This window comes from Bradyrhizobium sp. 2S1 (assembly GCF_011516625.5).
Lineage (GTDB): Bacteria > Pseudomonadota > Alphaproteobacteria > Rhizobiales > Xanthobacteraceae > Bradyrhizobium > Bradyrhizobium septentrionale.
This window is the reverse complement of the sequence record NZ_CP147717.1, coordinates 424431-449678: the sequence shown is the minus strand read 5'-3', so window position 1 is coordinate 449678 and position 25248 is coordinate 424431. Positions and strand designations below refer to the sequence as shown.

Sequence of the window (25248 nt, the reverse complement as noted above, 5' to 3'; positions counted from 1 at the left end):
TCCGGGCACCTAGAGCATTTTCCGATCACGTTGCGTCGTAACCAGCCGCGACGAGATAATTTTGGCATTCCTCGGGTGAGAAGCGCTTGAGAGCGTTGGCGATTGCTTGCCAGAGATCGGGCATGGTGCGCGCTGCGGCGGCCCGCAACAGGGCTTTCAGTTTAGAGAAGGCCATTTCGATCGGGTTGAAGTCTGGACTGTAGGGCGGAAGATAGAGCAGGCTTGCTCCGACCGCCCGGATGGCCTCTCGAACGCCATGGACCTTGTGAGCGGGCAAGTTGTCCATGATAACGGTATTGCCCGGCCGCAGCGATGGGGCGAGCAATTGCTCGACGTAGGCCAGGAAAGCGTCGCCATCCATTGGACCGTCCAGAACAAGCGGCGCGATCAGACCGTCGGAGCGCAATCCAGCGGTGAATGTCGTCGTCTTCCAATGTCCGTGTGGGATAGCTGCACGACATCGCTCGCCGCGTGGCGAGCGGCCGTAAAGCCGCGCCATTTTGGTGTTGGCGCTGGTTTCGTCGATGAAGACGAGACGCTCAGGGTCAAGATCGATTTGCCCTTCGAACCACTCCTCACGCGCGGCATTTATATCGCCGCGCCGTTGCTCGGCGGCGTGCGCTGTCTTTTTTTAAGTGTGATCTTTCTGCGCTGGAAAAAACGCCAGAGCGACGCGATGCCAGTCGATATTCCACGACGTTTCAACAGTTCTCGCAACTCGGCGAGCGTGATATCCGGCTTCGCTGTCACTGCCTCCAGAATCAATTGCGAATGCGCTTCGATGCGCTGCGATTTGCGGTCACCGCCCTGGCGTTTAGGAACGATGTCGCCAACTTCCTTGAGGCGACCGCGCCAGCGGATCGCACTGGCCGCGCTGACACCAAAGCGCTCAGCAGCCTGTCGACAGGACATGCCACCGTCAATCGCGGCTATCACCCTTTGACGAAGATCAACCGAAAGCGCCCTGGCCATACATGCTGGCCTCCCTCGCCAGCATGCAGCTTGAATCTGACTCGCGCCGTTTTGGGAATCCCCACCCGATTCATTCCGGTCGGAAAATGCTCTAGTCGATACGCTGACATTGGGCCCCTCCGACCCTGCGGCGCAACGCGCGGCGACGGTTTCGTTCGGCTGCATCGTCTTGCTCGGCCTGCTATCGGTTATACTGCGACTTGCAGGCTTGCAGGCGATCGTGCCGTTCACGCTTAAGACGATGTCAGATTTTGCGCGCGAGGGCTTCATGCGGACGCAGCGACTCTCGACTGACTGGCACGCCAACTCGTTCGCGGGTTCCACTGTGCGCAAGATCACGCGGGGCATGTGGGCGCTTGATCTGCTCAACAATACGGTGCTGGCCGCATTGTTGCCGTCGCTGGTGGTGCTCGTCGGCTCGATGATCCTGCTGGGGGTGCATTGGTCCGTGCTCGGCGGGGTTGTCGGCTTGGGGGCGTTATTCTATGTGGCTGTCACCATTGGCTTCACGATGATATGCATCGCGCCAGCCGCACGTCTCTCCAATGCGTGGGACACCAAGGTCGGCGGCACGCTGGCCGACGCCTTGGCCTGCAACGCGGTGGTGAAGTCGTTCGGCGCCGAGACGCGCGAGGACATCCGGCTCGACGGCGTCATCAGCCGCTGGCGCCGCCGGGTGCGGCGGACCTGGCTCCGCTACAACCACACCTCGATACGGCGCAGCTCCTGGTGCTGCTGTGCTTCCGCGCCTCGGTGATCGGCGGTGCCATCCTGCTGTGGGCGCATGGCGCCGCCACGCCGGGCGACGTCACCTATGTCTTGACCAGCTACTACATCATTCACGCCTACTTGCGGGATGTCGGCATGCACATCAACGACTTGCAGCGTTCGGTGAACGACATGGAGGAACTGGTGCAGATCCATGGCGAGCCGCTCGGCATTGTCGATGCCGATGATGCGAGGCCGATCGGCATCCAGGGCGGTCGCATCGTGCTCGACGACGTTACCTTCCACTCTGTCGGTCGACATAGATGCGAGCGAGCGTGTCGGCCTGGTCGGACGCTCCGGCTCCGGCAAGACGCCCTTCGTCAGTAAGCGGCAAAGAAACCCCGTCTGGCGGAGTGGTAAGCGATCGGCTATCGGCTGCTGAGTTTGTGAGCCGATGTGAGCTTCTATGTTTGCGCCTAGTTCTGGAACTAGAACCTTCCATATGATCGAAGCGGTCGCCGACCGTCTTGAGGGAGCGCCGCGGCAGCTTCGCCGACGCTGGTCGGACGAGTTCAAGGCGCAAATTGTGACAGAGGCGCTGGAGCCTGGCGCGAGCGTCTCGGCGATCGCCCGCCGGATCGGCATTCACCCGTCGCAGCTGTTCGCTTGGCGCCGTGATGCTCGGGCCGAGCGGCATTATCGCTCGCGGCACTCGAGTTGCGAGGGCGTGGTGGCGTCTGTGGCAGGCACAGTGATTGAGATTGCCATTGGCGAGGTCGTCGTGCGTGCCGGCGTGGACGTCGACGAGGCGCACTTGCAGCGAGTGATCCGGGCGGTGCGTTCGGCATGATTCCCTCGGGCGTGAAGGTGTTCCTCGCCAGCCATCCAGTCGACTTCCGCAAGGGTATCGATGGCCTGGTTGCGCTTGTGCGCGATGCGGGCTCAGATCCGTTCGACGGTGCGCTTTATGTCTTCCGGGCCAAAAGAGCCGACAGAATAAAGATCGTATGGTGGGATGGCTCCGGCGTGTGCCTCTATTTAAAACGTCTCGAAAAGGCGAAGTTCTGCTGGCCGCGGATCGGGCATCATCGGGTGCAGATGAATCCTGCGCAGTTGATGGCACTGGTGGATGGAATGGACTGGAAGCGGGTCCGGACCGTGGCGGTCAAGCCGCCGGAGATTGTTGGGTAAAAGCGCTGCGGCGAAGTGAATCAGTGAGCTGAAAAGGCAAGAGAACCGGGGCAAAATGTGCTCTGGTCGGGCCAATGACGCCGCCCGATCTCAACCTCCCGAATGACGTAGAGACGCTGAGAGCCATGGTGCTTGCCCTGGCCGAGAGGGCGGCCCGCGCCGATGCTCTGGAGAGCGAAGTCGCCGATCTCAGGGTGCGCAACGCCGATGCCGATGCGCGTATCGAGCGGCTGACGCAGATCCTGAAGGCCTTCGACCGCGCCCGGTTCGGCCGACGATCGGAAAAGCTCGGCTCTGCGAACGGCGACGATGAACAGCAGGCCTTTGTCTTCGAGGAAATTGAGACCGGCATCGCTGCAATCAAGGCCCAGGTCAGCAAGGGCCGTGAGCAAGCGGATGGCAAGCGTGCACCGCGTCGGCGCAAGGGCTTTGCGCCCCATCTGGAACGGATCGAAACCGTCATTGAGCCGGAAGACCTTGCTGAGCATGCCGGCAAGCAGAAGGTGGTGATCGGCGAGGACGTGTCGGAGCGTCTGGATGTGGTGCCAGCGAAGTTCCGTGTGATCGTCACGCGCCGTCCCAAGTATGCCTTCAAGAACGCGGACGGCGTAATCCAGGCGCCGGCTCCGGCCCATATCATTGAAGGAGGCATTCCGACGGAAGCGCTTCTGGCCAGATCGCGGTCGCCAAATACGCCGATGGCATGCCGCTCTACCGGCAGGAGGCGATCTACGCGCGCGATCATGTCGAGCTCGACCGCCAGCTGATGGCGCAATGGATGGGCAAGCTCGGCTTCGAGCTCGAGATCATGGCCGACTACATCTTCAGCGAGGTCAAGAAGGCCGAACGGGTCTTTGCCGACGAAACCACCCTGCCGACGCTCGCTCCCGGCTCCGGATCGACGAAAACGGCCTACTTATGGGCCTATGCCAGAGATGACCGCACCTTTGGCCGCAGCGGTCCCCCGATGGTGGCTTATCGCTTCGAAGACAGCCGCTCCGGCGAATGCGCGGTCCGCCATCTCAATGGTTATCGGGGCATCCTGCAAGTGGATGGCTATGCCGCCTATAACAAGTTGGCGCGCGCCGATCGCGGCAATGATGGCATCACATTGGCTGGCTGCTGGTCACACAGCAGACGCAAGTTCTACGAGCTGCATGTTGCAGGAAGCTCGAAAGTGGCAACGACGACGGTCGAGCGGATGGCAAAGCTCTGGCAGGTCGAGAAGACCGTGCGCGGTCAAAGTCCCCACGCACGCGTTGCCGCGCGTCAGCAAGCCTCCGCGGCGGTCGTCGCAGATCTCTTTGATCTCTGGCAGCAGACCTTGCGGCGGATCTCCGGCAAATCAAAACTGGCCGAGGCAATCCGCTATGCCGTCTCGCGCCGTGCCATCTTCGAGCGCTTCCTGACCGACGGCCGCATTGAGCTCGACTCCAACATCGTCGAACGCGCCATCAGGCCACAAACAATTACGAGAAAGAATAGCCTCTTCGCTGGCAGCGACGGCGGCGGACGAACCTGGGCGACCATCGCGACACTGCTGCAGACAGCGAAGATGAACAACGTCGATCCGTTCGCCTGGCTCACCCTCACGCTTCAGCGCATCGCCAACGGCTGGCCGAGCAGCCAGATCGAGGCGCTTATGCCATGGAACCACGCCGCGTGAACGGCCTCAGCTTGCCGCTTACCTTCGTCAAGCTGGTCCAGCGGCTCTACGACGTCTCCGGCGGCAAAATCCTGATCGATGGTCAGGACATCGCCAAGGCGACGCAGCAATCGCTGCGCAGCCAGATCGCGATCGTGCAGCAGGAGCCGATCCTGTTTCACCGCACGCTGGCGGAGAACATCGCCTATGGCCGGCCGGGCGCCGGCTTGGAGGCGATCGAGCAGGCGGCGCGGCTTGCCAATGCGCACGGCTTCATCATGCGGCTGCCGAAGGGGTACGGCACGCTGGTGGGCGAGCGCGGCGTCGAGCTGTCGGGCGGCGAGCGGCAGCGCGTGGCACTGGCGCGCGCCTTCCTGGCGGATGCGCCGATCCTGATTCTGGACGAGGCGACCTCCAGCCTCGATTCGGAGTCTGAGGCGATGATCCAGCCGGCGATGGAGCGGCTGATGAAGGGCCGCACCTCGATCGTGATCGCGCACCGGCTGTCGACCGTGCGCAGCATGGATCGCATCCTGGTGTTCGATCGCGGCGAGCTCGTCGAGCAGGGCACGCATGAGATGCTTACCGCGCGCCCGGGCGGCATCTACCGTGGCCTGTTCGAACGTCAGGCGCCCGAGTTCGTTCGGAGGCCCGCGCGCGCCAAGTCCCAATCCAAAGTTACGCAATCTGAAGAGGTCGGTCTAACGGGAGGGCGGGCCGGCTGATGGTTCGACATGCAGGCTGCCCTGTGAACGACAGTGAATGAAGTCAGACTGGCCGATCATTGGCTCACTGAGCTTGCGTTTCGAAGACGCGAGCATGGGTACTCGCGTAGGGACGTTTGGATGAAGCGATCGGCTTTGCCGATGTTGTTGATCTTTATGCGCAGCCTTGGATTCAGCGACGACGTCGCCGAGGAAGCCGATGGCGCTCTCTCCTTCTCGCCGGGTCGGATCTGAGAGAAGAAGGCCGGGCGCGATGCTTCGTTGATCAGGACGCGGACGAACTTGTGATCCGCGCTGCGGCTTCCAGCTTCCAGCGATCGCCGGTGATATGGTGGCCAGGCCCGGCGATTCTATTGCGTTTGTTGATATCGGGATCGCCCGGGTGCTCGCGAAGCAGGTCCAAATTAGGATGAATGGCTGGTTTAGGAGATGCCGTTGTAATCTCGATCAAACATCGTCAATAAGTGGTGCTGCAGATTGTGGACCGTGGGCCTATCGCGTGCAATCACGATGCATTCCACCGTGCCTGCCTCTTGATCGGCAGCGAGCGGGATCACGCCTTGTTTGCTTGTGCCGTCGAACAGAACTCCGTCCTTGAGAAACGATCACACGCCGCCTGGAGAGAACTTGATCGCACGTTTCTCACGGATAGAATGACGTAGCACTTCAAATACTCGGCGCCGAGCAACCGGACCGCAATGCTGTGTAACACCGAGCCTCCGCCCCAGCGGCCGTTCGTCTCATTGAACAGCAACCGCCCGCCACTCGCGAGAATGGCGTCGATATTGATCATCCCGCGGTACCCCAGAGTGCGCGCAAGATCCACAAATCGATAAGAGTGTGCTTGGGCGGCCAAACATTGCTCAGCTCAGGTCGCTTGGAAGCTCCAGCCCTGTCCAGATGAGAGCCCGCTCAGACGGATCTTTGCTTCGGCGTAGACGTATATTCCCGCTGTTGACGAAAACGATTGAACCATCCTCCGCGATCTCGTACTCGAGAAAGAACAGAGACTGAGCTGGGTGGTAAGATTCCACGACCAGAGTCTTACATGACGCTGTTGTGATCTCGGACCAGAGTGCGTCGGGATCAAACGACGCCAAGAAATCCGCTGCGTATCTCTTGCCCCAGGTAGTGGACTGCTCTCCTCGCCGGTCAAGATGACATTTCCAACCCCACCGGCTCCATTGTCCAACTTAACAATTACGCTGCCGGTCTCAGAGCTCAGGGAGGTGACCGCTCTGAATAGTTCGTCTGGGTTCGTCGTGACGCGTCCGTTAGGCAACAGAAGGCCAACACTCGTCGCCAATTGTCGGAAGTGACTCTTGCGATTCAATAGATCAGGACCGCGCTGCAGAGCGAAGTCATCTCCCGGTTGCGCGACACAGAGCACATCCGCCAAGCGTGCAACACCTTCACTGAAGTAGCAGGGATAGATTCTCCAAGACGATTTCTGACGAATATGGAGTTGCTGATTCGCTTTACGAGCGCTTCGGACAGCAGAGTGCAATCATCAAGGACCGGTGCTTTGCGAGCGCCTCCAGGCACAAGCTGCGACAGGCTCGAGGCGTCGATATTGAGCGTCGCGCCGATGAAGGATAGCAGATCGGCTGGGATAGCTACCGGGGAAACTATGAGGTCTCCCTCCTGAGCAAACCACGCTGAACGGCAAGCCGAGTTGGCGGCGAGCGAAAGTTGAGCTGCTGTCAGATCAGCGCCCGACATTTGAGCCGTACCGGCATTCATGATTAGGATCCGAGGCACCAACGTTCTTCCGGCCGGAGATGGTCAGTTCTTCTTGCGGTCATGGACTTAAAAACCATCTAATCTGCCTCGCGGCGTCTAATGTCACCGGTGCGATCAAACAACTGGATAGAGCCACGCACGTCGCTTGTTGATCGGCTCATTAATTTGCAGACGAGGTGCATCTCTGTGTGGTTCGGTCAGCGCATGCGCGTGTCCCGATGCAGTTCAGTGGGAGGTCGGAAACGTCTAACCCTCGATGACATGCTTCGCGTGGCCTTTGCGGGTATGATCATACGGACTCAGCAGGACAACGCTATTCTCGATGGTTGTCATGGAGTGGGAACAATGGATATTGCCTGAGAGATCTCAGGCACGCGATCACCTGCTCGGTTCTGCTCGACAGCGCTCGCGTGCATCTGGCGGTGGTGATAGGCGCACCACGATGACGGTTTCCTGCCCGGTCTTTGGTATACGGGCTCGCCGCACATAAAGGCCGCTCTAGGAGCTTGTCTGGATAGTCGCTGTTCAAATCTGGTCGGGTCTGATTCAACATTGGGCGATGAGCAAGTATTTTCGGCCTTGGAACATCGATCAGACGCTGCTTCTGCCGCCGAATGTGCAGGACTTCGTGCCGAAAGGCCATGTCTCGCGGTTTATGGTTGATCTGGTGCGGGAGAGCCTCGATCTCAGGGAGATCATGGGCAGCTATGTGAGCGGGCTTGGGCAGCCGCCGTTTGATCCGCGGATGATGGTGGCGCTGCTGCTGCATAGCTATGCGAGTGGGCTGTATTCGTCGCGTCGGATTGCCAAGGCCTGCCGGGAGCGGAACGATTTTGTGATGATCGTGGCGCTGGATGCGCCGGATTTTCGGACGATCAGCGACTTTCGCAAGCGACATTTGAAGGCGCTCGGCGCGCTATTCGTGCAGGTTCTGAAGTTGTGCGAGACGGCCGGGCTGGTCAAGCTCGGTCATGTCGCGCTGGATGGTACGAAGATCAAGGCGAACGCGTCGAAACACAAGGCGATGAGTTATGAGCGCATGAAGAAGCGCGAGGCGGAATTGAAGGCCGAGGTCGCTCGCATGCTGGCGGCCGCCGAGGCGGCGGATGCCTCGGAGGATGAGACTTTCGGCAACAGCGACGAACTGCCGGACTGGACCGTCGACAAGCAGAAACGGCTGGCGAAGATCCAGCAAGCGATGGCGGCGCTGGAAGCGGACGCCAAACTGGCGGCGGAGGAAGAGCGCCGCATCGAGGCCGAAAAGGAACAGCAGCGCCAGGCCGAAGGCCGCAAGAAGCCGGGCAAACCGGCGGCGCTGCCATCGGAGGAACCCAATCCCAAGGCGCAACGCAACTTCACCGATCCGGAAAGCCGCATCATGAAGTCGAAGGATGGCTTCGTTCAGGCCTATAATGCCCAGGCGGCCGTCGATGCACATGCCCAGATCATTGTCGCGCAAGAACTGACCCAGCACGGCAGCGATCAGGGCCAGTTGGTGCCCCTGATCGAGGCCATCGAGAGCAATCTTGGCCGCAAGCCGCGGCAGGCCTCAGCGGATTCCGGCTACTGCAGCGAAGCCAATCTCGAAGCGCTCGACACACGCAGCATCGATGGCTATGTCGCGCCCGGACGCGCCAAGCACCCGACAGTAGCGAACGGAAAAGTCGGCGGCCCGCTGACACAGGCCATGCGAAAGAAGATCGACGATGGCGGCTTCGAAACACCCTACCGATTGCGAAAGCAAGTGGTGGAGCCGGTGTTCGGGCAGATCAAACAGGCAAGAGGCTTCCGCCAGTTCCTGTTGCGGGGCATCGAGAAAGTGCGCGCCGAGTGGACAATGATCTGCACCGTCCATAACCTCCTCAAGCTGTTCAACCTCGCAAACGCAGCCTGAGCCTGCTACTCTACAACAAATGCCCGTCACGAAAACATATCTGGACGGGCTCCTAGGCCGTGTCATGTTCCGCTTGGACGCACTGGGGGGGATCGCGCGCGAGAAGGTCCAATCGCTCCGCACGGGCGACACCATCAACGACGTCGACGAAATCGAGGTCTACCTTGCCTATCAGGCCAAGCTGCGCGAGCGGCTGGGGCTGCAGCATATCGCCCCGGACATGAACTACTTCTACGACTCTTACCTCACCGAGGAAGACATTGACAGGGCTGAGACGTCTGTGCGGAGCAAGGAGGCGACGGGGTTCGCCGACTATTTGGCGACGGACTGGAAACCTTGGGACGATGTGGTGCTCCGCATTGAACCCGAACACCATGCCACGATGGAGAAACAGCTCGCCCATGCCTTGGAGGAGGAGTTCCAAGGCCGACTGAAGCAAAAGCTCGTTGAAGCCGGACTGATCGGCGCTGATGTCGTTGCGGATGCCGAGCGGGAGTTCGGACACCAGGTCAGCAAGGACATCGCTCGCGAGATCAAGGGGGCTCTGAGGGACACGGTGTTCAACAAACGCGGCCTCAGTCTGTGAAGCGGCGTCTGCTGCTTGACCACGCGGTCCTTTCCAGATCGAAGGATCAAGCAACTGCCTGAGCGAGGTATTGGTTCAACCGCAGCGCGCGGAAACTGAAAACTGCGACGGTTGATCAGCCATTATGCTGTGAAGCGTTAGTAGTGCTTTGCTTCCGATGGCGAATGGAAGGAGGGCACAGCTGACTGTGCTGCTCACTCTCGAAGCCAGCAGGCCCGGCGGTGCGAGTTACCGTCTCGGCTTTGGGTGCACTATGCCCCTGGCTTGGATTGTGGCCGTGCTCTCGCGACTGTTCTGACGAGAAGGGCACCTCGGGAAACCAGGGTGCTCTTTGTCGTTTAGGGGATTAGCTGGGCTTCGGTAACGATCGCGAGTTGCCGCCCGTGTTCGATGATTAGGTAGTCGCCCGTTAAGAAGCTTCCAGGCGACTGATCTGGAATCGTAATTTGGCTGGAATGACGTTCTGAGATTGCAAGGTTTTGGTGTTTTGTGCATCGGAAGCTTGCAATTTCGTTTTCGAGATTCCCTCGACGGGCGAAGCATGATTCCCTGTCCGCATCGGAGGGCACGATGCGGCCGAAGAAGCACAAAACGACGGGAGCGAACGATTTTTTCCGGGCGCGGCTCGACCAGATCATCAATCTGAAGCACGAGCTGGTCCGGCTCACCGGCAAGATCGATTGGGACTGGATCGACGGCGAGATCGCGCCGCTCTACAGCGAGAACGGCCGGCCGGGGATTGAGACCCGCTTCGTGATCGGGCTGTTGTTGCTCAAGCACATTTACGGGCTGTCCGATGAGGGGGTATGCGAACGCTGGGTCCACGACCCGTATTTCCAGTACTTCACTGGCGAAGAGTTCTTCCAGCACGCATTCCCGCACGAGCGCTCGGACCTGAGCCATTGGCGCAAGCGGCTCGGCGACAGACTGGAACTGCTATTGGCCGAGAGCCTGCGGGTGGCGCACGACGTCGGCGCGTTACGCGGCAAGGACCTTGAGCGGGTCACGGTCGACACCACGGTGCAGCCGAAGGCCATCACCTTTCCGACCGATGCCAAGCTGCTGCATGCGGCGATCCAGGGGCTCAACCGCCTAGCGAGGAAGCACGGAGTGCGGCTGCGGCAATCCTATTCTCGGATCGCCAAGGCCACCGCGATGATGGCGGGACGCTACGCCCATGCCAAACAGTTCAAGCGGCACCAGCGGCAGTTGCGCATCCTGCGCAGCCGCCTGGGCCGGATCATCCGCGACATCCGCCGCAAGATCGAAGGCCAGGATGCGCTCGAAGAGGCGTTCGCACTCCCGTTGAGCCGGGCCACGCAGATCCGCTCGCAGCAGCAGCGCCAGCGCGGCTGGAAGCTGTATTCCTTCCATGCCCCCGAGGTGGAGTGCATCGGCAAGGGCAAGGCCAGCGCGCCTTACGAGTTCGGCGTGAAGGCTTCCATCGTCACCAACAACCGGCCTGCTCCCGGCGGCCAGTTCGTGCTGCACGCCAAGGCGCTGCCCGATAACCCTTACGACGGTCACACCCTGCGGGACGTCATCGACCGAACCGAGACACTCACCGGCTGCGCGATCCAGTGCGCCTTTGTCGACAAGGGATACCGCGGCCATGACGCACAGAACCCGCGCCGCGTCTTCATCTCCGGCCAGAAGCGCGGCGTCTTCGGCACTATCAAGCGCCAGCTGCGGCGCCGCTCCGCTATCGAGCCCGTGATCGGCCATTTGAAGGCTGACGGACACCGCGGCCGCTGCTACCTCAAAGGCCGCGCCGGCGATGCCGCCAACGTCATCCTCTCCGCCGTCGGTTACAACTTCCGCCGCATCCTCGCCTGGCTAAGGGCTCTTTGGTACCTCTTCCTGGCTGCCTTCTTCTCAGTCACCAGCCACCGCACACCACTCAAATCGGCTTCTTAACCGACGACTAGGTAGTTAGCCCCTGGGCGTAACAACCGGGAGCGCGGATTTCGAATCCAATAGCATAGTCGTTGGGCCTATTTATCATCTCAAGGGGGACGTTGATCCCCAATGCTGGCATGAGTGTTGGCTGCTCTTTAAAAATTGGCATCGCTTTATTCGGGAGAAAGGCCAACCGGTACGGAACGACCCGAAAGCCGTTAATTCCAGAATGCCGGCGGGTTAACGTAGCCGTTAAGGGAACGTTGAGCGCGCGCGGCGTCCGCGAAGTGCTCGGCGCCGTCCATCGTCGGCGCGTGCGCGTGGGAACTGAAGCCGAAACCTTTCGGCCAAAACGAAACCGCGCCGGCCGGATCAGTGAAGCGGATAACGTGGGGCATTTGCGTTCCTTTCGCGTTGCGCACAATCGCGCGTGTTCAGAAATCGAGCGGCGACGAGCGAAAACGCCCAATTGCAACCCTTCTCCACTGTAGCAGGTGTTCTGACGCGTGATCGTTTATGATGGCGCAATCAACAGAGTTGTCGAACGAAACGTTCTGCCCATAAAAAACGTGCCAAGGTGCTCGTTGCGGAAAATTCGTGTGTTGTTATCACCCTGTTCAAGAGTGCTATGACAGCCTCTTGCGAAACCAAGCCGAAGTCGGCCAAGGCGCAAGAAGCAAGCTGTGATGAAATTATGTCCGCACGAGCCGCAATCGCCTTTGGCAGCACAAGCGCGAAAGTCTCCTTTGCGTAACCGCGTGGAAATACGTCAGAGCCCAAGCGCTCACGCAAGTAAGAACGGAGGAGCTCCTTGCCCGAGCGAAGTGCAAACGGAAGCTTCGCTCCAAAATTGATCAATCTCGGATCGCCGAATGGGCGGACGGGCCAAAGTCCTCGCGTCGCGAGTGGGCGAGCATGACAAAGACTTGCGAGCAGAGTTGTGGATAGAGTGGCGCTGATGGGGGCGCTAAAAAGGAAGGATGAACGAGCGGCGTCAAGCCCGCGTTTCGTCAATAGGTCTTCCGCAAGCCCAAGCGCGATATCCAGGTGGGGTGAAGACGGAGATCTGGGTTCATCCTCGTCGTTGGTGAAGCGAGCGCAAAGCTCGTCTCCTCCTATGCCGGTCCAGATTATTTCGCAGCCATCACCGCGGAACCGATCCCAGAGTGACCCGAACGCCTCAAGGTAATACTCTGAAATGAGTGGCAGACGTCCTTTCAGGTCAAGATCTAGATCAATCGCCGGCATGTGGGCGTGCATGTCAACTTTGTGATCGCGGCAATCCAGTGCGCTCAAAATGCTCGCTCGGCGGTCAATCTGCTTGGGGCTACTCCCGTCGCCCAATAGTATCCCGCCACATGCTAGCGATGCTACGCTCTCGCCAACAGCAATTGCGACGGAAGCGGAGTCCATTCCTCCGCTCAGCTCCACAGCGCTTGCGCAGAAGGCCGTCGGCCGCGAACGAACAACCGCCCGAAGAGTATCAGAAAACTCAAGGACATGATTGCTCTCCTCTCGTCCAGAGAGCTCAGGGGTTGATGAAGTTGTCGCGCCGTACACAAATGACGTTTCCGATCTGTCGACGTACAAGGTGGAGCAAGCAGTCAGCAGGTTAACGCCAACGCAGGCCTGTCGCGCAGAGTAGAACGTTCTCATAGATAGATGATGGGCTATGATTTCTGCATCAATCGTTCCCGAGTTATCCAGAAGATCGACGAAATCCCAGGAGAGCGTAACCGTACGAGTGCGCTCCTCCACGTGGAAGTAAATTGGGAGGCTACCTATATGGCCTGCTCGTACACGCAACCGAGGACCCCGGCGAGCGGCCTCGATCACGATAAAATCGAGCGGCCAGTACATGCATTTCTGGTAGTGCTGACGAAACTGATCCGTAGACGCATGGGCTATTACGACCGAATGAACGCCAGCCCCGTCCGCCGCTACTTGACGCTCACGTATGACGAAGAACCATTGCTCAGTGTTCTTCACTAACGAACTCTCAAGACTCTTATGTTGGAACGGCCGGATGCAGCTTTCACCAAACTGTATCGAACTGCCTTTGGCAACAGGGTCGTAGTTTTCCAAGTCGGCTATTTTCAGAGTGGCCTTGAGCATTTGTTCCTTAAACGTTACCGCCTCTCGTGGGAGAGACGGTAACGGAGTTAAGAATGATCTTAAAGGTAGCCGAAGTTACTGCTGTCGTTAGGGAAGGGGCCCTTCTCTCCCTGAATAGTGGGAGGTGGCAGCACCGGTAAGGGGAGGTCAGTTGTATCGGGCCGCGATGGCCGCTTAGACGTGTCTGCAGTTGCGCTCTTCATGTCTGTTCCTATTGATAGATCGAGCTTCTTGATAGCGTGATCGAGCTTCTCGTCGTGTGGCGCGGCAGCGTGTCGAGCCACACTATAACGTCTCTCATGTGAGAAGCCGGGCGACAACCTACCAAGATTTGGCGGGTTGGATGACGGTGCTGGACAAAACTGGGTTGGAGTCTAGTAACGGTAAACGGCAGCAAATTCCGCAGAGCCGCATCTTTACGTGAGATCGTATGGAATCCAGATCGCAAGGCCATGTCGGCTCTCTCAGTGTAAGCAAAGCCCCATTCCCTGGATCCACCGCAGATCAGGTCAACGACAGCGCATTGTCGCCGGTTTCCGAAATTCTGCATGCGTACTGGCGATCCGATCGGCGCTTGCTTCTCATCGTTGCCACAGTGGTGCTGATCTCCAGCGCGAGCAGCGTCGCAGCCCCCTATGTATTTTCGAGTCTCATTGATCGTCTCCCGCGGGAGGAAGGCATGTCGGCGCTTGCCTGGGGATTCGCCGGCTATGCGGTCCTGCTCGGCATAGCCTCCGCATTGCAGCGCATGCTGCAGTATCTTTCCTTCATGACAGCCGAGAACCTGGGCTTCATCGCTGCAACTCGCTTTTTCGATCGCATCCTGAGAAAAACCTCGGCCTTTTTTCTAGAGCACAATCCCGTGGAGATACAGAGTGCGGCCGCGCGCGGGTGCAGCGGGTTGACGACGTTGGTCCAGCTTGGAGCTATGATATTCATCCCGGCTGCAGCGCAGCTTCTGCTTACGCTCGCTACTCTCGGTGTGCTCGTCAATATCCAAATCGCTGCAATCGTCGTCGCTTATGGGGCGGTCGCGATTACATTGGGGTGGAGTTCCACGCGTCGGGCGCGCGTGTTTCTGGACCGGGCCATCGAAGCCGGACAGGAGAATGCGCGTTTCGTCGGCAACGTCATGAACTCCATGGACACGTTGCGCCATTTCGGCAGTCATTCCTGGATGAGCCAGCGCTTTACGATGAAGGCGCGGGAGGTGCGCGATAACTGGCGAGCCTACGTGTTTCAACGATTGGCCTACATAGCCGTGCTCGGCTTAGCCATCGCGCTACAATTTGCCGTCACACTTCTCCTTCTAATGCCTGAATACCGGGCCGGCGCGGTCACGATCGGCGATATTGTGCTATTCAACACGCTTCTACTCCAACTCAATATGCCCTTCGAGATGGTCGCGCGCGCGATCTCTGACGCGGCGCGGTCGCGAGCCGACCTCATTCCTCTCGCCAGACTGTGGGTCGCACCAGAAGAGCGGCGAACATCTCATGCTCATGATTTCACGCCCTCCGCTGGCCAGCTATCCTTCGAGGGCATTCGTTATGCCTACGACAACGGTCGTGGCGTTACGAATGTCTCGTTTATGGCTAGGCGCGGCGCCATTACCTTCCTTGTCGGCGAATCCGGATCGGGGAAGTCGACAATATTCAAGCTCGTCCTGAAATCGATTGAGCCAGACTGCGGCCGTATTCTGGTCGATGGAACCGATATAGCGACCATCGATCACACGGATTGGTATGCCGCAGTTGCTGTTGTGCCGCAGGACGTGATGTTGCTCAATGAGTCGGTAGCCGACAACATTCTGCTAGGACGGCGCCGCGACGAGGTGCGCCTTCGCGGTGCGTCGGAAAAAGCCGCAATTCTCCCCATTATCGAGGCTCTGCCGGAAGGATTTGAAACAACCGTTGGAGAACGCGGTTTGAATCTTTCAGGCGGGGAGCGCCAGCGTATTGCTATTGCCCGCGCGCTCTATGGCGAACCGGCGATCCTTCTTCTCGACGAGGCCAGCTCCGCGCTTGACGAACGAACCGAGCGGGACATTTTGGACCATATTCGCAGCCTGGCGGAAGATGTGACCGTGCTGGCAATCACTCATCGCAAAGGCGTCATTTCTACAACCGACGTCGTGGTCGAGCTGACCGACTGCGGTTTGTCCTTGACATAGGCGAAGGGGATGATCAGCCCGGCGCGTTGATTGTCTGCACTGCAGGCGCATTGCTGGACGAGATGCCTTCGCAATTGCAAGAAGTGGCCCACGCAATTAAGACGTGTCAATCGTGCATACGATGACGTAATTGCGGTCAGCGCCTGCGGCTCAAAAAGTCAGCTATCTTCAAGCCTTCCCGCAAGCTCGCGAATCGGAGGGGACTATGAAGCAACCGCCAGCCTGTTGAGCTCGTCGGATAGCAGGAGAAGGTATTTTTCGAAGCGTTCGGCTCTTTGGTTGGGGACGAGCGCTGTCACCACTTCCTGGAGGGCCTGTCCGACGACGGGTACGATTGACAGCACCGATCGCGCTACGGCGGTCGTGACATCGGCGCCGCTCGTTCCCAAGTCTGGTTTTTCTGAAACGCCCGGGTGTTCTGTCATGACGACGATACAACCCGAACGGGCGAGCGAACGCAATTCCCCGAAAGGGGATGGATTTTTAGGTGCAGGCTGTCCGCGGGTGTAGGAACCCGGACCGAAACAGGCTGGCGATCGATCGGCGTCGATTGCTGCCGAAAGCGCGGTGAGCCTTGGCGGGCTCGCTAGGCGCTACTGGAGCGCCTTGGCGGGCGCGCCGTTCTGGCTTTATGCCGGGGGCGCTGCGCCATGTCCAGAGGGGAAACCCTTAAAAGCGTTGCGACCTGTCTTTCGGCAGGTTCCTACCCCCGGCTGCCAGTCTGACACTGGGCGCCGTTGTAGGAAGCCAAACCGAAAGACTAACCACATGCAAACCCTCATAGAACAGCCAGCGGACTCCGCTGGTGCGATTTTATCCGGCCTCGCTATCCAAGCGGGAGCGGGAAACGACTCTCCAGCGCCTCCGCAGACTCAGGAAAGAGGCATCGGCCGAAATCGAGCGGAGCGGGACGATTGCGATCGCGAGGACTGCTTCGAAGACGACGAGCCCGACCTTGGAAGCCTCGATTGCCACCACAGCCCGTTTGCATTGGCACAACCCGATGCTGACACCTCGGTTCATCAGATGCACCGGGTCGCATGGCAATCATCGACCACGCCAGAGCGATCAAGATCCGCGAAGAGGCGAGGGTCGCGCTGCTCGAGCGTGACAGCAACATCGTTCGGCCCCAGCCGGCGAAGGCGGGGGTAACGAAATGCGCCTGATCGGCTTGCTGGTGATGCGATATCGGCTCAGGCTGGCGCGGAACGCGATCCTGCTGAGCCGCAAGCTGGCGACGATCGGCAGCGGCATACTGTTCTGACCGTCCCAAAAAAATACGCCGCCGGTCTCAAAAATACATGCCCGGCGACGTTTTCTTCCCGAACTGGGACGCTGAAATCCCCAGCCTTAAACGTACTGCACCGTGTGTGCCACAGGCTCATGACCGGCGGGCCGAAGGCCCTTGAGCGTCTGTGCTCGGCGCCGGCATGCTGTTCTAGCCACCTTTAGAATACGTCTTGACGGCGGTTCCTTATCGGAGCCGCCGTCTCAGCCGGTTAACCCCCGCCGTCTTGGCCGCCTTTAATATCTTTGCTGGTCAGGATCGTGGCTCGAAGCAATGCCACCGGTATTGGGCCAAAGTTGATATCCCTGCTTTGCAAATGCATCAGGTCAAAGCCAATAAGGCCCGGTGCAGTCACGTCCCTAATTTCCTTTGCAAACGCCCATGAGCCGACTTTTGGAGCGGGGAGATTGCTACCACTCTGCTCTTTGGTAATTGCCGATTGAGCACCGGCCTTAAAAACATATCCCTTCACTGAAGACTCCACATTGCCCTGCCTTGCGAGGTGGATATCCTAGATTCATTTTGCGGATGCGGCACCGCAATTCATGCGGCGGGGAAGATGGGACGTAGGAGGATCGGAATTGATGTCACATATCTCGCCATTCAAGTCATACAAGACCGCTTCAAGACTTGGCTTCCACAGGCGTATGTTCAAGCTGTTCGCGACAACTGTGCCTCACGAGCGCGAACCACAGCCCCTTGTAAAGCGTTTGCTGCTCGGCTCTTGGGACGGAGGCAGCAACGACGCTCGGAAGACCCTGGAGGGCCTTGAGAAGCGGAAGACGCCCCTCAGCGATCACCTTCACGATGTGCTGCCCGCCTGGTGCGCGATTTCATTTTCTTGAATGGTGAGTTCACTAGGTTGTTTGAAGAGTTCGAACTGCTGGCGGCACTGGCATATTTGACCCTGTCGAATTCGCTGGAGGATTTGCAGAACACCTTGAGCAAAACTGGCGGACGCGATTTCGCCTGGAGCCCAATCGGGCGTGCCGGCTGGGACGGACAAACCAGGCGGCAGATACTCAAAGGATGGAACACGCCCGAGGCAAATGCCGCAATCCTGAAAGCGGGATTCGCGAACAAATCTGCCGAATATTACAAGTTGGCGATCGACAGCCTGAGTCGTCTCGCAGAACACGTGGGTTGGCGATGGCCGGGGAATCGCGGCTTCGCTATTGGCCGGCCTCAATCGGACCTATCAGGTTCACCCTTGGTTTTCTTTCGAGCGAAATAGTCGATCATCGCGTTGAAGTTAAACCCGATGCCGGCGATGTTCGGCTTTAGCTCGAAGAAGCCGGCAACCGTTGCCAGCCCGCCTTTGGGCGTGCTGTCTGCCTTCGCCGCAGCGGATGCCGTGCTGCTGGCAAGAGTTTCCGTCACCCGGAGCAGCAGGTTCAAGCGGCGATCATTGAAGATTGGCTCGGCCGGAGCAAGAGCTTGAAGATGCGTTTTCGCCTCGGTCAGGCGATCGGCTTTGGCCGACCAAATCGCGATCGCAGCATAAGCGAACACGAAATCCTCGAACTCATGTCCCGGCAGGTTCTCTCGCTTTACGGATCGATCTCGGTGGCGGCAGCATCGATTTGCTTGCTATAGAGCAAACATCCTGCGACGTGGACCTTATCGAGGTCAGACCCGCCAAGCGCAATTGCCTGACGATAAGCCATTTCTGCCTGATTCCACTCGTCAGCATATCGGTAGCTATCGCCTAACTCGCGTTGAATGGCGGCCCTGCCGCTTTGTGGCCAGCGATCCTCAAGCAGCAGCGCGTGAAATTGCAATGCCGACTCCTTCAGCATCGACTTGTCCCGTTTCATGCTGCCGAGAAGTTGAAGGAGCCCGCCATAAAGGTGCTTCTCGTACCCATCCAGCCGCTCATCCGCTTCGGTCTGCCGCACAAAGCCAATGATTTCGCCCAACTGTTGCTCGGCGGTTTGCGTGTCAGCAATCATGAAGTATTGAACGGCTTTGGCTCCCCGATACTGCAGCTGGTTTTTGCGGTCGTCATCCAGTTCGAGGATGCGGTCTAATATTTCCATTCGAGCTGCAAATGGCAGATCATCAAATTCAAGATTTGCCGTTCGCCAGCAACCATCAAGATGCGCCGATGGTGCTGTCCCACATGGTCGCACGACGGTGGGAGAAGAACGCAAAGCTGAAGCGGCGCCTGTCGGCCGGTTACCGGCAAGAGCTGACGCTTCAGAACGGCATCGTTGTGCCGGCGATGACGCTCCCGTTTGACGGTGACCGGGTCGGCGAGCTGTTCAAGTTCACCACCCAGGGGCTGCTCTTCCATCATTTCGGGATTGTGCTCGATCGGCAGGAGCACGGGGTCTGGGCGAGCTGCTAAACCGGCCCGGGGAGGAGATCCACCGGAAGCTCCTGGCGCAGAATGCCCTCGTCCGGGCAAAGGGCGACATCGGCGGCGGTACCTTCGTCTACAAGGGGCGCAAGGCATGGATTTCCCGGAGATGTCGGTCTGGGCGTTTCAGCTGTTCGGGGGCCTTCGCGTCAGTGGCGACGCCCACGAGCCCGAAGCCATGACGCGGGTGGTCGGCGGGGTGACCGCCTCGCAACGGGTTCTCCGGCTGCTCGATGATGGTCAAGGCTCCGATGCTCCAACAGCGGCTTAGCTGCCATAAGAGAGACGAGCGAGAGCAGCAAAATGCCGATACGGAAGAAGTGGAAGCCGAAATGGAGCGAGCCATGCCCATGCGCCTCCGGAAAGAAGTGCAAGGATTGCTGCTTCAAAGCTGATGTCCGCTTCGAGTGATCTAGCGGACTTAGGGGAGGGTATTTCTGCTTGGGTGTTGTCTGCACGTCACGCGCGCGCATCAGCGGTTGCCGACATAGCGGTTGATGACGCGGAATAGTGCGCGGATGACTTTTTGGTTTGTGATCGAATCCATGTTGCACATCTTGAGATGATCATAACCGATCTATGGGGTCTGTCAGGCGAGGCAATCCTCAAATTCTAGTGGCATTGCCAATGCCCGCGCCCCATGACCACCAAATCGCGGGAGGTAATTTGGGCGCAGGATCATGGGCGCGAAGATGCGCGCCGAGACTGCCCGTAAGGCTGCCAAAGGAGGCAGCGCAGAAGGGGGACCGCGCGGAGGAGGAGTGGTCGATCCGCATATAAGGTACGGCGGGCCCCCGCGTCGCCGACGCGCGATGAAAAGCAGGGCCTGGTGCGGAAGTGATCGGCTTTGAGGGCGAGCGCCATAAACCTTAGTATAGTTTCCGTGGCCCCTTTGGATGCCGGACCTTTACCTACGTTCGATTGAGCCGCTGATCGCGATCATCTTAGCTAGGGTGTGCGGTAGCGCCCCGCTATCGCCGCCCTCCTTGGGCGTTTCCTCCCTAGACTTGGGCTGCTTGTGGCAACGCAGGCGGCCTATCTTTTTGATGCCGTCAAGGTTCGCATCAATTCCGCGCCTAGCGAACGACTCTGGATGTAGTCGATTGACCTCTGCGAGCATCTCGACTGACTATGCGTTTCGTCTTGAAGCGTGCACCCAGATGGCGCGAACGGCCAACTAAGTAAACGTCTCTGTGCGTACCTTCCCCTGAAGCGTCGCCTTCCACCGTCAACGTCATCAGGCCTTACAACCCCGCCCTTCGCGCGGCGAGCCGTGCCAGGCCGGACCAGTTGGCGTCGCCGTCGCCTTGCGCGACGCCCTCGATGAAATGATCCCGCACCAGGCTCGCGACCGGCATCGGGACCGCCAGCGCGTCGGCTGCGGCGAGCGCCAGCCGCATGTCCTTCGACCCGAGCGACATCTTGAAGCCATCAGCGGGTTGTTTCTCGTCGGCGATGATTGGTCCGTAAGTCCGATAGACCGGCGCTGAAAACAGCGTGCTAGTCAGAATATTGAGATAACGATGCGGGGCGATACCGGATTTACGCACCAGCGCGAATGCCTCGCCCAGCGACTCGAGCACCGACGCGATCAGGAAATTGCCGGAGAGTTTTACCAGATTACCTCGGAGGGGCGGTTGCTGATGACAAAAGTCTCCTGACCCATCGCATCAAACAGCTGATGGCAACGCTTGAGCATCGCGTCAGCGCCGGTCGCGATGATGAAAAGCTTGGCTGCCGCCGCGGGCCGCCCGAACACAGGCGCAGCGACGTAACCCTGGCCGGCTTTGCCATGCGCCTCCGTCAGGTGATCGGACAGCCCCACGCTGATCGTGCTCATGGAAATGTGGATGGCATCGCGGCGAAGCGCGGAAAGCGCGCCGCGGTCTCCGAACTCGACGCCCTCAACGGTCGCGTCGTCGGCGAGCATCGTGATGAGAATTTCGCCTTGGCAGGCATCGGCAACGCGCTCGGCGATTTTCGCGCCCTCGCGCGCCAGGGCTTCAATCGCCGTACGAACGGAGCTTATCCGTGATCATCACGCGCGGCGGCGTGCCGGCAGATTTCAAGAGCTTCTTCATGAGCCGCTGCGCAGCGCGCGAGTCTCTTCGGCGCTGGATCAAGACGTCGAGAACGAAGCCATTCTGACCGACAGCGCGCCAGAGCCAATGTTGTGCGCCCGCGATCGAGATAACGACTTCGTCCAGATGCCATTTGTCACCGCGAGCGGGTGCGCGCTGGCGGATCCGATCGGAGAACGGCTTGCCGAATTTCCGCCCCACTGGCGCACGGTGGCATAGGTCACGCCAATGCCACGCGCCGCCAGGATTTCCTCGACCATGCGCAAGCTTAAGGGAAACCGGAAATACAACAAAACGGCACAGCTGATCACTTCCGGTGGGAAGTGATGGCGGAGATAAAGAGGGTCCCGGGCGGTCGGCATGCCGGTTGTCTACCCCATCGGTCGCTCCAATTCGTTAACTTGACGGTGCCGGTTGGGGGGGAGCCTACAAGCGTTGGCAGGCGACGAACTCAACGAGTTAAGGTATTCTGGAGGAAACTCGGTCGCGCATCTCCGCGCAAAGCCGGGACACCGACCAGATCAAGGAGATCACGGATGGCCCACAAGAAACTGGTCAATCAGAGCGGGCTGTTGCTTGCAGTGTTGCTCATCACGCGTGTTGGCTCGGAGCCCAACCAGTCCGTGACGACGCGCGGCAGCAGCTGGGATAACGTGCTGAACACACATGACACGCTGCCCTCAGCGGAGCGGGCGGCCTGAACGTGGTGGGCTCGAATACGTAACCGCGGTCCACGGCGCTACGACCACCGACTCTCTACGGCCTAAACGCCGCCGGCAGTTTGATGGAAGCTCCCGTCGGCGACCAACGCCTCCCGGAAATCCGACGCTTTGTCGTGCTTGGACATCGTCCCCTCTCTGTGATCACTTCCAGACAGTGCGTCGCCGCCAGTTAAGCCTGTGGTCAGGCATAGGCACAAGCGAATCCCATTAAAGAGATCGTCAACCACGACTATCGCAAGGCCCAGAGAAGCCGGGAACGGACCGGCGCTTCCCCACATGATGCTCCGGTCCCTATCCAATTCTGAACCGATGATGTGACGCCGACCATGTTGCCCAGGCGATCATAATGAATGACTACATGTTCGAACCAATCGCGGACGAGAGCAATAAGGTTGGACTGCTGGCTCATGGCTTCACGGGCGGGGTCACCCGGTCGGAGCCGCCGTTGCGCTCGAAAACCTCAAACTCATCGAGGAGCGGGGTCTGATTGCGAACGTTGGCCGCATCGGGCCCTACATGCAGGGGCTGCGCACGCTCGTTGACCATCCACTCGTTGGGGAGGTCCGCGGCGTTGGCCTTATTGCGGCAATCGAGCTGGTGCTGGACAAGAAACGGAAAGTCGCCGCTACTACTCCGGGCGACGTTGGCAGCATCGCGAGCCGGTTGCTGCACGAGCGAGGGATCATCGTGCGGAATGTAGACGATGCATTGTCGATTTGCCCACCTCTGATCGTCAACAAGGATCAAATCGACGAGCTCGTCAACGGGATCACGGGCATGCTCCACGATCAAAGGCGACTGTAGTTAATTGTCGCGAGCCTCACTAGCGTTCACTCAACCCCGTTAGTGCGCCTCAAGTCCGATTGCCTGGACAGTTCCACCAATGATCGATACACGGCGCATAACGCGCATGCATTTGCCCGATCGAACCGGTGCTTCCGCAAATCTGCGGCGCAGTCGAAGTCGCGTAACAATTATAGGGCGAGATCGACGGCGCGAGATGCAGACGCCCGGAAGGCATGACCCTCATCGCGGCGAATCACGATGGCCTGCTTTTCGCAGCAGGAGGCGTTGACGATCGCTGGGCCTCGCTCTCGATCAAGGCAAACGGGATGGATTTATCTCGGTTGGCACAATGGCGACGACAGCATCTACGCCACAAGGTCGACCAGGGCTTGGACCACGCCTCAGCCGCCGACCTCGAAGCGGCTGATCCGGAAGACGCAGTCCCTGCTTTCAAGCGACCGCCCTAAAAGGAAGCTTGAGCCGAAGCTTCTCGCGAGAACGAGTACCGGGCCAAGTCGGCCGGGGGAAAGGTACGATACCATTCTTCAAGGACTTGCGAGAGTTCCCCGAGATCATGCCGCTTGCTCGCGGCCCAGGTAAAGAGGGTGACTTTTCTAGATTGGCCTCGGTCCCGGCAGCCATGTGGTATTGCACTTTCAGCGAAGCCTCTTGGCCGGCTCGGGCAGCTCATGCCAGCCGCCGGACAGAGCGCCAGCGGCAACTTGTAGGCGGTGGTCTCGAAGTGCCCGAATGAATGTTCTTGATGAACTCGTCACCCCGTCGAATGAACCATAGCCATCGCGTTTGCCACAATCAGGCGCAATGCCTTTCAAGCTCGAAGCCGTCTCGCTGCAGCTCCCCGATACTGCTATGCGTTTTCATTTGCTCTTCCTCTCTTTGAGGTGGGCGCCGTTCGCTTTGATACCCGGATCATTCTCCAACCGCTTACCGCATGAGTTCGCGCGCCTGCGGCTCAATTGCAGGCGGCTCTCAAGCGGAGAACGAATTGTATACAGAGTCGGCCGTGCCATTCCTTCCTCCACTTGGTTCGAGGTCTAAACCGCGATCTAACTCAGAACTTTGCCTGAAGAGGGCCGCGGTAACCCTGGCGGCCCTTTCTGGCTGCGGGTGGTGCTCGAAATGAGGAAGTGGCGATGTTCGAGCTCTCACAAATGTTGTCAGCTTTGACCTGACATCAACAAGCGACGCGATGCCCAACAGAGGACTGTAGTGCTTGCAGAAATCGCGCCTTTCAGTCCGGCACGTCGCTTGCTTTGTTCACACCACCATCACACCGTGACGAGAGGACGATGTGGAGAATGCTGTCTCGAGTTCACGAGGTGTTAATTTCGATGGTCGTGGCGCTGCGTCATTGCTGCGCTTTCTCGAATCGAGAGAGCGCTCGGCTACGATATCTATCTTACGATCGTGCGCGACTGCCGGCTGCTGCTTCCGGTCGCCGCACCGTTCTCCACCGCAGCGCTCTTCGCAGCCCACGTGCTCGCGAGCTTTCTGCTGCTCGTGCCGTTATTCGCCAGCGTGGTCTTCGCGGAAGCACTGTTGGCGCTCTATGGCACTGCGATGGCGGCGGTGCACGTCATCCGCGCGGACAACGATCCACGGCCGGGAGCTGCAGATCACCACTAAAGCGCTGGTCGCCATCTCGGCGGCAGCCTCTTTCTTATCGGCGGCGGCCCCATGGCTCGGCCAAACATTTGTCATGAGGCTGCTCGCGTCGTTCATCGTGAAGCTGTTGCGTGCCGTGTGCAAGAAGCTGTTGCAAATCCTCTCATCGGTCGGCATAGCGGAGAACGTTTGGCTCGATATTGTGGTGGCGAGGGGCGATCTTACCGAGCATCGCGTCTTCGTAGCCCAGTGCAGGCTGCAGAATTCTCCCAGAGAGCTGTCGAAAGAGCTCGGCATCGCATTCCGTGGCAGCCGCTTGCCGTACGGAGCACTGGTCGTCGGTGCCGGGGTGGTACGCGCCAAAAGGCTGATCAACAACCGTCAGCAGTTCGCAAGTCTGCTCGATGGCTGCGATCTCCGGGTTGCGCTGGTGCAATATTATCTCAGCGTGGTGCGCTCCACCCACTCGCGGCCGACCATTGTCGAGCTGGATGTCGAACATCCTCATCAACAAGCGATAGACGCCTGCGATCGCGGGAGCGAGGCGGCATTTCGCCGTTCCGCGCAGGCGGGTCGAGCGCCGCTCGCTCTCAGCCCTATGGTAAGGTCCCTGGTCGATGGCGCGGCGCTCCCTTTCGACCGCTGCGGCAGGGCGGCAAGCCCATAAGACTGAAAAGGCTGACAAGGCGAATTGCGAATACTGCGCGACTGCACCCTTCAGGGATTCTTGTG

24 protein-coding genes and 4 pseudogenes are annotated in these 25248 nt (G+C 59.3%); 16 read left to right on the top strand and 12 right to left on the bottom strand.

The features are described from left to right. Positions 1-25: 25 nt before the first annotated feature. A protein-coding gene (locus tag HAP54_RS02120) for an IS630 family transposase (protein ID WP_166294672.1) occupies positions 26-972 on the bottom strand; the annotation gives its coding sequence in 2 pieces (ribosomal slippage) (positions 26-633 and positions 633-972; 948 coding nt in all). A 36-nt stretch (positions 973-1008) separates the two neighbouring features. Here HAP54_RS02120 and HAP54_RS02115 point away from each other — a divergent pair. From HAP54_RS02115 to HAP54_RS02095, 5 genes and pseudogenes are all read left to right on the top strand, one after another. Next, a pseudogene (locus tag HAP54_RS02115) lies at positions 1009-2077 on the top strand (ABC transporter transmembrane domain-containing protein); the annotation flags it as partial. 105 nt (positions 2078-2182) lie between these two features. Further along, positions 2183-2530 (top strand): transposase, encoded by a 348-nt coding sequence (locus HAP54_RS02110; RefSeq protein ID WP_029085231.1) that lies wholly within the window; start codon positions 2183-2185, stop codon positions 2528-2530. Then, positions 2527-2871, top strand: coding sequence for an IS66 family insertion sequence element accessory protein TnpB (gene tnpB / locus HAP54_RS02105; RefSeq protein WP_165125830.1), 345 nt, complete (start codon positions 2527-2529; stop codon positions 2869-2871). Before HAP54_RS02110 ends, tnpB begins: the two co-directional genes overlap by 4 nt. A gap of 74 nt (positions 2872-2945) precedes the next feature. Next, positions 2946-4537, top strand: a pseudogene (gene tnpC, locus HAP54_RS02100) (IS66 family transposase). Between the two features lie 20 nt (positions 4538-4557). Then, a pseudogene (locus HAP54_RS02095) lies at positions 4558-5241 on the top strand (ABC transporter ATP-binding protein); the annotation flags it as partial. 553 nt (positions 5242-5794) lie between these two features. Here the strand turns inward: HAP54_RS02095 and HAP54_RS02085 are convergent. Together HAP54_RS02085 and HAP54_RS02080 are read right to left on the bottom strand one after the other, a co-directional pair. Further along, positions 5795-6034 (bottom strand): hypothetical protein, encoded by a 240-nt coding sequence (locus HAP54_RS02085; protein ID WP_029085024.1) that lies wholly within the window; start codon positions 6032-6034, stop codon positions 5795-5797. Positions 6035-6570: 536 nt separating this feature from the next. Further along, a complete protein-coding gene (locus tag HAP54_RS02080; protein ID WP_029085026.1) occupies positions 6571-6984 on the bottom strand; it encodes a hypothetical protein in 414 nt (137 codons plus the stop codon). Between the two features lie 559 nt (positions 6985-7543). Here HAP54_RS02080 and HAP54_RS02075 point away from each other — a divergent pair. The 3 genes from HAP54_RS02075 to HAP54_RS02065 all read left to right on the top strand — a co-directional run bounded on the left by HAP54_RS02075 (position 7544) and on the right by HAP54_RS02065 (position 11381). Then, entirely contained in the window at positions 7544-8878 is a 1335-nt protein-coding gene (locus HAP54_RS02075; protein WP_166202952.1) for an IS1182 family transposase, read from the top strand. A gap of 64 nt (positions 8879-8942) precedes the next feature. Next, a complete protein-coding gene (locus HAP54_RS02070) occupies positions 8943-9464 on the top strand; it encodes an NEL domain-containing protein (RefSeq protein ID WP_224741407.1) in 522 nt (173 codons plus the stop codon). 570 nt (positions 9465-10034) lie between these two features. Beyond that, entirely contained in the window at positions 10035-11381 is a 1347-nt protein-coding gene (locus HAP54_RS02065; protein ID WP_166298615.1) for an IS5 family transposase, read from the top strand. Positions 11382-11581: 200 nt separating this feature from the next. Here the strand turns inward: HAP54_RS02065 and HAP54_RS02060 are convergent, their stop codons facing one another. Beyond that, positions 11582-11761 carry a hypothetical protein gene (locus tag HAP54_RS02060; RefSeq protein ID WP_029084532.1) on the bottom strand — a complete coding sequence of 60 codons (180 nt, stop codon included), beginning with the start codon at positions 11759-11761 and terminating at the stop codon, positions 11582-11584. Positions 11762-11891: 130 nt separating this feature from the next. After that, a complete protein-coding gene (locus HAP54_RS02055; protein WP_224741408.1) occupies positions 11892-13478 on the bottom strand; it encodes a hypothetical protein in 1587 nt (528 codons plus the stop codon). A gap of 430 nt (positions 13479-13908) precedes the next feature. On the opposite strand from HAP54_RS02055, the gene HAP54_RS02050 reads away from it, so the two are divergent. Together HAP54_RS02050 and HAP54_RS02045 are read left to right on the top strand one after the other, a co-directional pair. Continuing rightward, positions 13909-15651 (top strand): ATP-binding cassette domain-containing protein, encoded by a 1743-nt coding sequence (locus HAP54_RS02050; RefSeq protein WP_166298614.1) that lies wholly within the window; start codon positions 13909-13911, stop codon positions 15649-15651. 1040 nt (positions 15652-16691) lie between these two features. Then, the gene (locus HAP54_RS02045; protein ID WP_256375208.1) at positions 16692-16817 is read left to right on the top strand and encodes a hypothetical protein; all 126 of its coding nucleotides are present in this window, start codon (positions 16692-16694) and stop codon (positions 16815-16817) included. Positions 16818-17150: 333 nt separating this feature from the next. On the opposite strand, the gene HAP54_RS02040 is transcribed toward HAP54_RS02045, so the two are convergent. Continuing rightward, positions 17151-17411, bottom strand: coding sequence for a hypothetical protein (locus tag HAP54_RS02040; RefSeq protein ID WP_166298613.1), 261 nt, complete (start codon positions 17409-17411; stop codon positions 17151-17153). A 351-nt stretch (positions 17412-17762) separates the two neighbouring features. On the opposite strand from HAP54_RS02040, the gene HAP54_RS02035 reads away from it, so the two are divergent. After that, a complete protein-coding gene (locus HAP54_RS02035; RefSeq protein WP_166298612.1) occupies positions 17763-18173 on the top strand; it encodes a hypothetical protein in 411 nt (136 codons plus the stop codon). Here the strand turns inward: HAP54_RS02035 and HAP54_RS02030 are convergent. Together HAP54_RS02030 and HAP54_RS02025 are read right to left on the bottom strand one after the other, a co-directional pair. Beyond that, the gene (locus HAP54_RS02030; protein WP_166298611.1) at positions 18125-18451 is read right to left on the bottom strand and encodes a hypothetical protein; all 327 of its coding nucleotides are present in this window, start codon (positions 18449-18451) and stop codon (positions 18125-18127) included. The genes HAP54_RS02035 and HAP54_RS02030 overlap by 49 nt on opposite strands. A gap of 38 nt (positions 18452-18489) precedes the next feature. Continuing rightward, a complete protein-coding gene (locus HAP54_RS02025; RefSeq protein WP_166298610.1) occupies positions 18490-18978 on the bottom strand; it encodes a hypothetical protein in 489 nt (162 codons plus the stop codon). A gap of 11 nt (positions 18979-18989) precedes the next feature. Here HAP54_RS02025 and HAP54_RS02020 point away from each other — a divergent pair, with 11 nt between their 5' ends. Continuing rightward, a complete protein-coding gene (locus tag HAP54_RS02020; protein ID WP_176422307.1) occupies positions 18990-19289 on the top strand; it encodes a hypothetical protein in 300 nt (99 codons plus the stop codon). A gap of 88 nt (positions 19290-19377) precedes the next feature. Here HAP54_RS02020 and HAP54_RS02015 read toward each other — a convergent pair whose 3' ends face one another. The 4 genes and pseudogenes from HAP54_RS02015 to HAP54_RS02000 all read right to left on the bottom strand — a co-directional run. Beyond that, entirely contained in the window at positions 19378-19545 is a 168-nt protein-coding gene (locus tag HAP54_RS02015; protein ID WP_339156825.1) for a hypothetical protein, read from the bottom strand. A 1000-nt stretch (positions 19546-20545) separates the two neighbouring features. Then, positions 20546-20884: an NAD-binding protein gene (locus HAP54_RS02010; RefSeq protein WP_248114283.1), complete on the bottom strand. Its 339-nt coding sequence runs from the start codon at positions 20882-20884 to the stop codon at positions 20546-20548. Between the two features lie 29 nt (positions 20885-20913). After that, positions 20914-21279 carry an NAD(P)-binding domain-containing protein gene (locus tag HAP54_RS02005; protein ID WP_246709849.1) on the bottom strand — a complete coding sequence of 122 codons (366 nt, stop codon included), beginning with the start codon at positions 21277-21279 and terminating at the stop codon, positions 20914-20916. Positions 21280-21310: 31 nt separating this feature from the next. After that, a pseudogene (locus tag HAP54_RS02000) lies at positions 21311-21744 on the bottom strand (IS6 family transposase); the annotation flags it as partial. A gap of 174 nt (positions 21745-21918) precedes the next feature. On the opposite strand from HAP54_RS02000, the gene HAP54_RS01995 reads away from it, so the two are divergent. The 4 genes from HAP54_RS01995 (at position 21919) to HAP54_RS01980 (ending at position 25183) form a co-directional block, all read left to right on the top strand. Then, a complete protein-coding gene (locus tag HAP54_RS01995) occupies positions 21919-22083 on the top strand; it encodes a hypothetical protein (RefSeq protein WP_224741409.1) in 165 nt (54 codons plus the stop codon). Between the two features lie 489 nt (positions 22084-22572). Beyond that, the gene (locus HAP54_RS01990; RefSeq protein WP_339156859.1) at positions 22573-22908 is read left to right on the top strand and encodes an aminotransferase class III-fold pyridoxal phosphate-dependent enzyme; all 336 of its coding nucleotides are present in this window, start codon (positions 22573-22575) and stop codon (positions 22906-22908) included. Between the two features lie 1410 nt (positions 22909-24318). Next, entirely contained in the window at positions 24319-24537 is a 219-nt protein-coding gene (locus HAP54_RS01985) for a hypothetical protein (protein ID WP_029085031.1), read from the top strand. 73 nt (positions 24538-24610) lie between these two features. Next, the gene (locus HAP54_RS01980) at positions 24611-25183 is read left to right on the top strand and encodes a hypothetical protein (RefSeq protein ID WP_166298607.1); all 573 of its coding nucleotides are present in this window, start codon (positions 24611-24613) and stop codon (positions 25181-25183) included. The last annotated feature ends 65 nt before the right edge of the window (positions 25184-25248 follow it).

What these genes read in the sequence shown, in the direction of transcription:
- HAP54_RS02045 (WP_256375208.1), top strand. Translation starts at nt 16,692, where the DNA reads ATGGCAATCATCGACCACGCCAGAGCGATCAAGATCCGCGAAGAGGCG.
- HAP54_RS01980 (WP_166298607.1), top strand. Translation starts at nt 24,611, where the DNA reads ATGAGGCTGCTCGCGTCGTTCATCGTGAAGCTGTTGCGTGCCGTGTGC.
- HAP54_RS02070 (WP_224741407.1), top strand. Translation starts at nt 8,943, where the DNA reads ATGTTCCGCTTGGACGCACTGGGGGGGATCGCGCGCGAGAAGGTCCAA.
- HAP54_RS02110 (WP_029085231.1), top strand. Translation starts at nt 2,183, where the DNA reads ATGATCGAAGCGGTCGCCGACCGTCTTGAGGGAGCGCCGCGGCAGCTT.
- HAP54_RS02065 (WP_166298615.1), top strand. Translation starts at nt 10,035, where the DNA reads ATGCGGCCGAAGAAGCACAAAACGACGGGAGCGAACGATTTTTTCCGG.
- HAP54_RS01995 (WP_224741409.1), top strand. Translation starts at nt 21,919, where the DNA reads ATGGCCCACAAGAAACTGGTCAATCAGAGCGGGCTGTTGCTTGCAGTG.
- HAP54_RS02080 (WP_029085026.1), bottom strand. Translation starts at nt 6,984, where the DNA reads ATGAATGCCGGTACGGCTCAAATGTCGGGCGCTGATCTGACAGCAGCT.
- HAP54_RS02055 (WP_224741408.1), bottom strand. Translation starts at nt 13,478, where the DNA reads ATGCTCAAGGCCACTCTGAAAATAGCCGACTTGGAAAACTACGACCCT.
- HAP54_RS02060 (WP_029084532.1), bottom strand. Translation starts at nt 11,761, where the DNA reads ATGCCCCACGTTATCCGCTTCACTGATCCGGCCGGCGCGGTTTCGTTT.
- HAP54_RS02050 (WP_166298614.1), top strand. Translation starts at nt 13,909, where the DNA reads ATGGAATCCAGATCGCAAGGCCATGTCGGCTCTCTCAGTGTAAGCAAA.
- tnpB (WP_165125830.1), top strand. Translation starts at nt 2,527, where the DNA reads ATGATTCCCTCGGGCGTGAAGGTGTTCCTCGCCAGCCATCCAGTCGAC.
- HAP54_RS02085 (WP_029085024.1), bottom strand. Translation starts at nt 6,034, where the DNA reads ATGATCAATATCGACGCCATTCTCGCGAGTGGCGGGCGGTTGCTGTTC.
- HAP54_RS02075 (WP_166202952.1), top strand. Translation starts at nt 7,544, where the DNA reads ATGAGCAAGTATTTTCGGCCTTGGAACATCGATCAGACGCTGCTTCTG.
- HAP54_RS02020 (WP_176422307.1), top strand. Translation starts at nt 18,990, where the DNA reads ATGGCAGATCATCAAATTCAAGATTTGCCGTTCGCCAGCAACCATCAA.
- HAP54_RS02025 (WP_166298610.1), bottom strand. Translation starts at nt 18,978, where the DNA reads ATGGAAATATTAGACCGCATCCTCGAACTGGATGACGACCGCAAAAAC.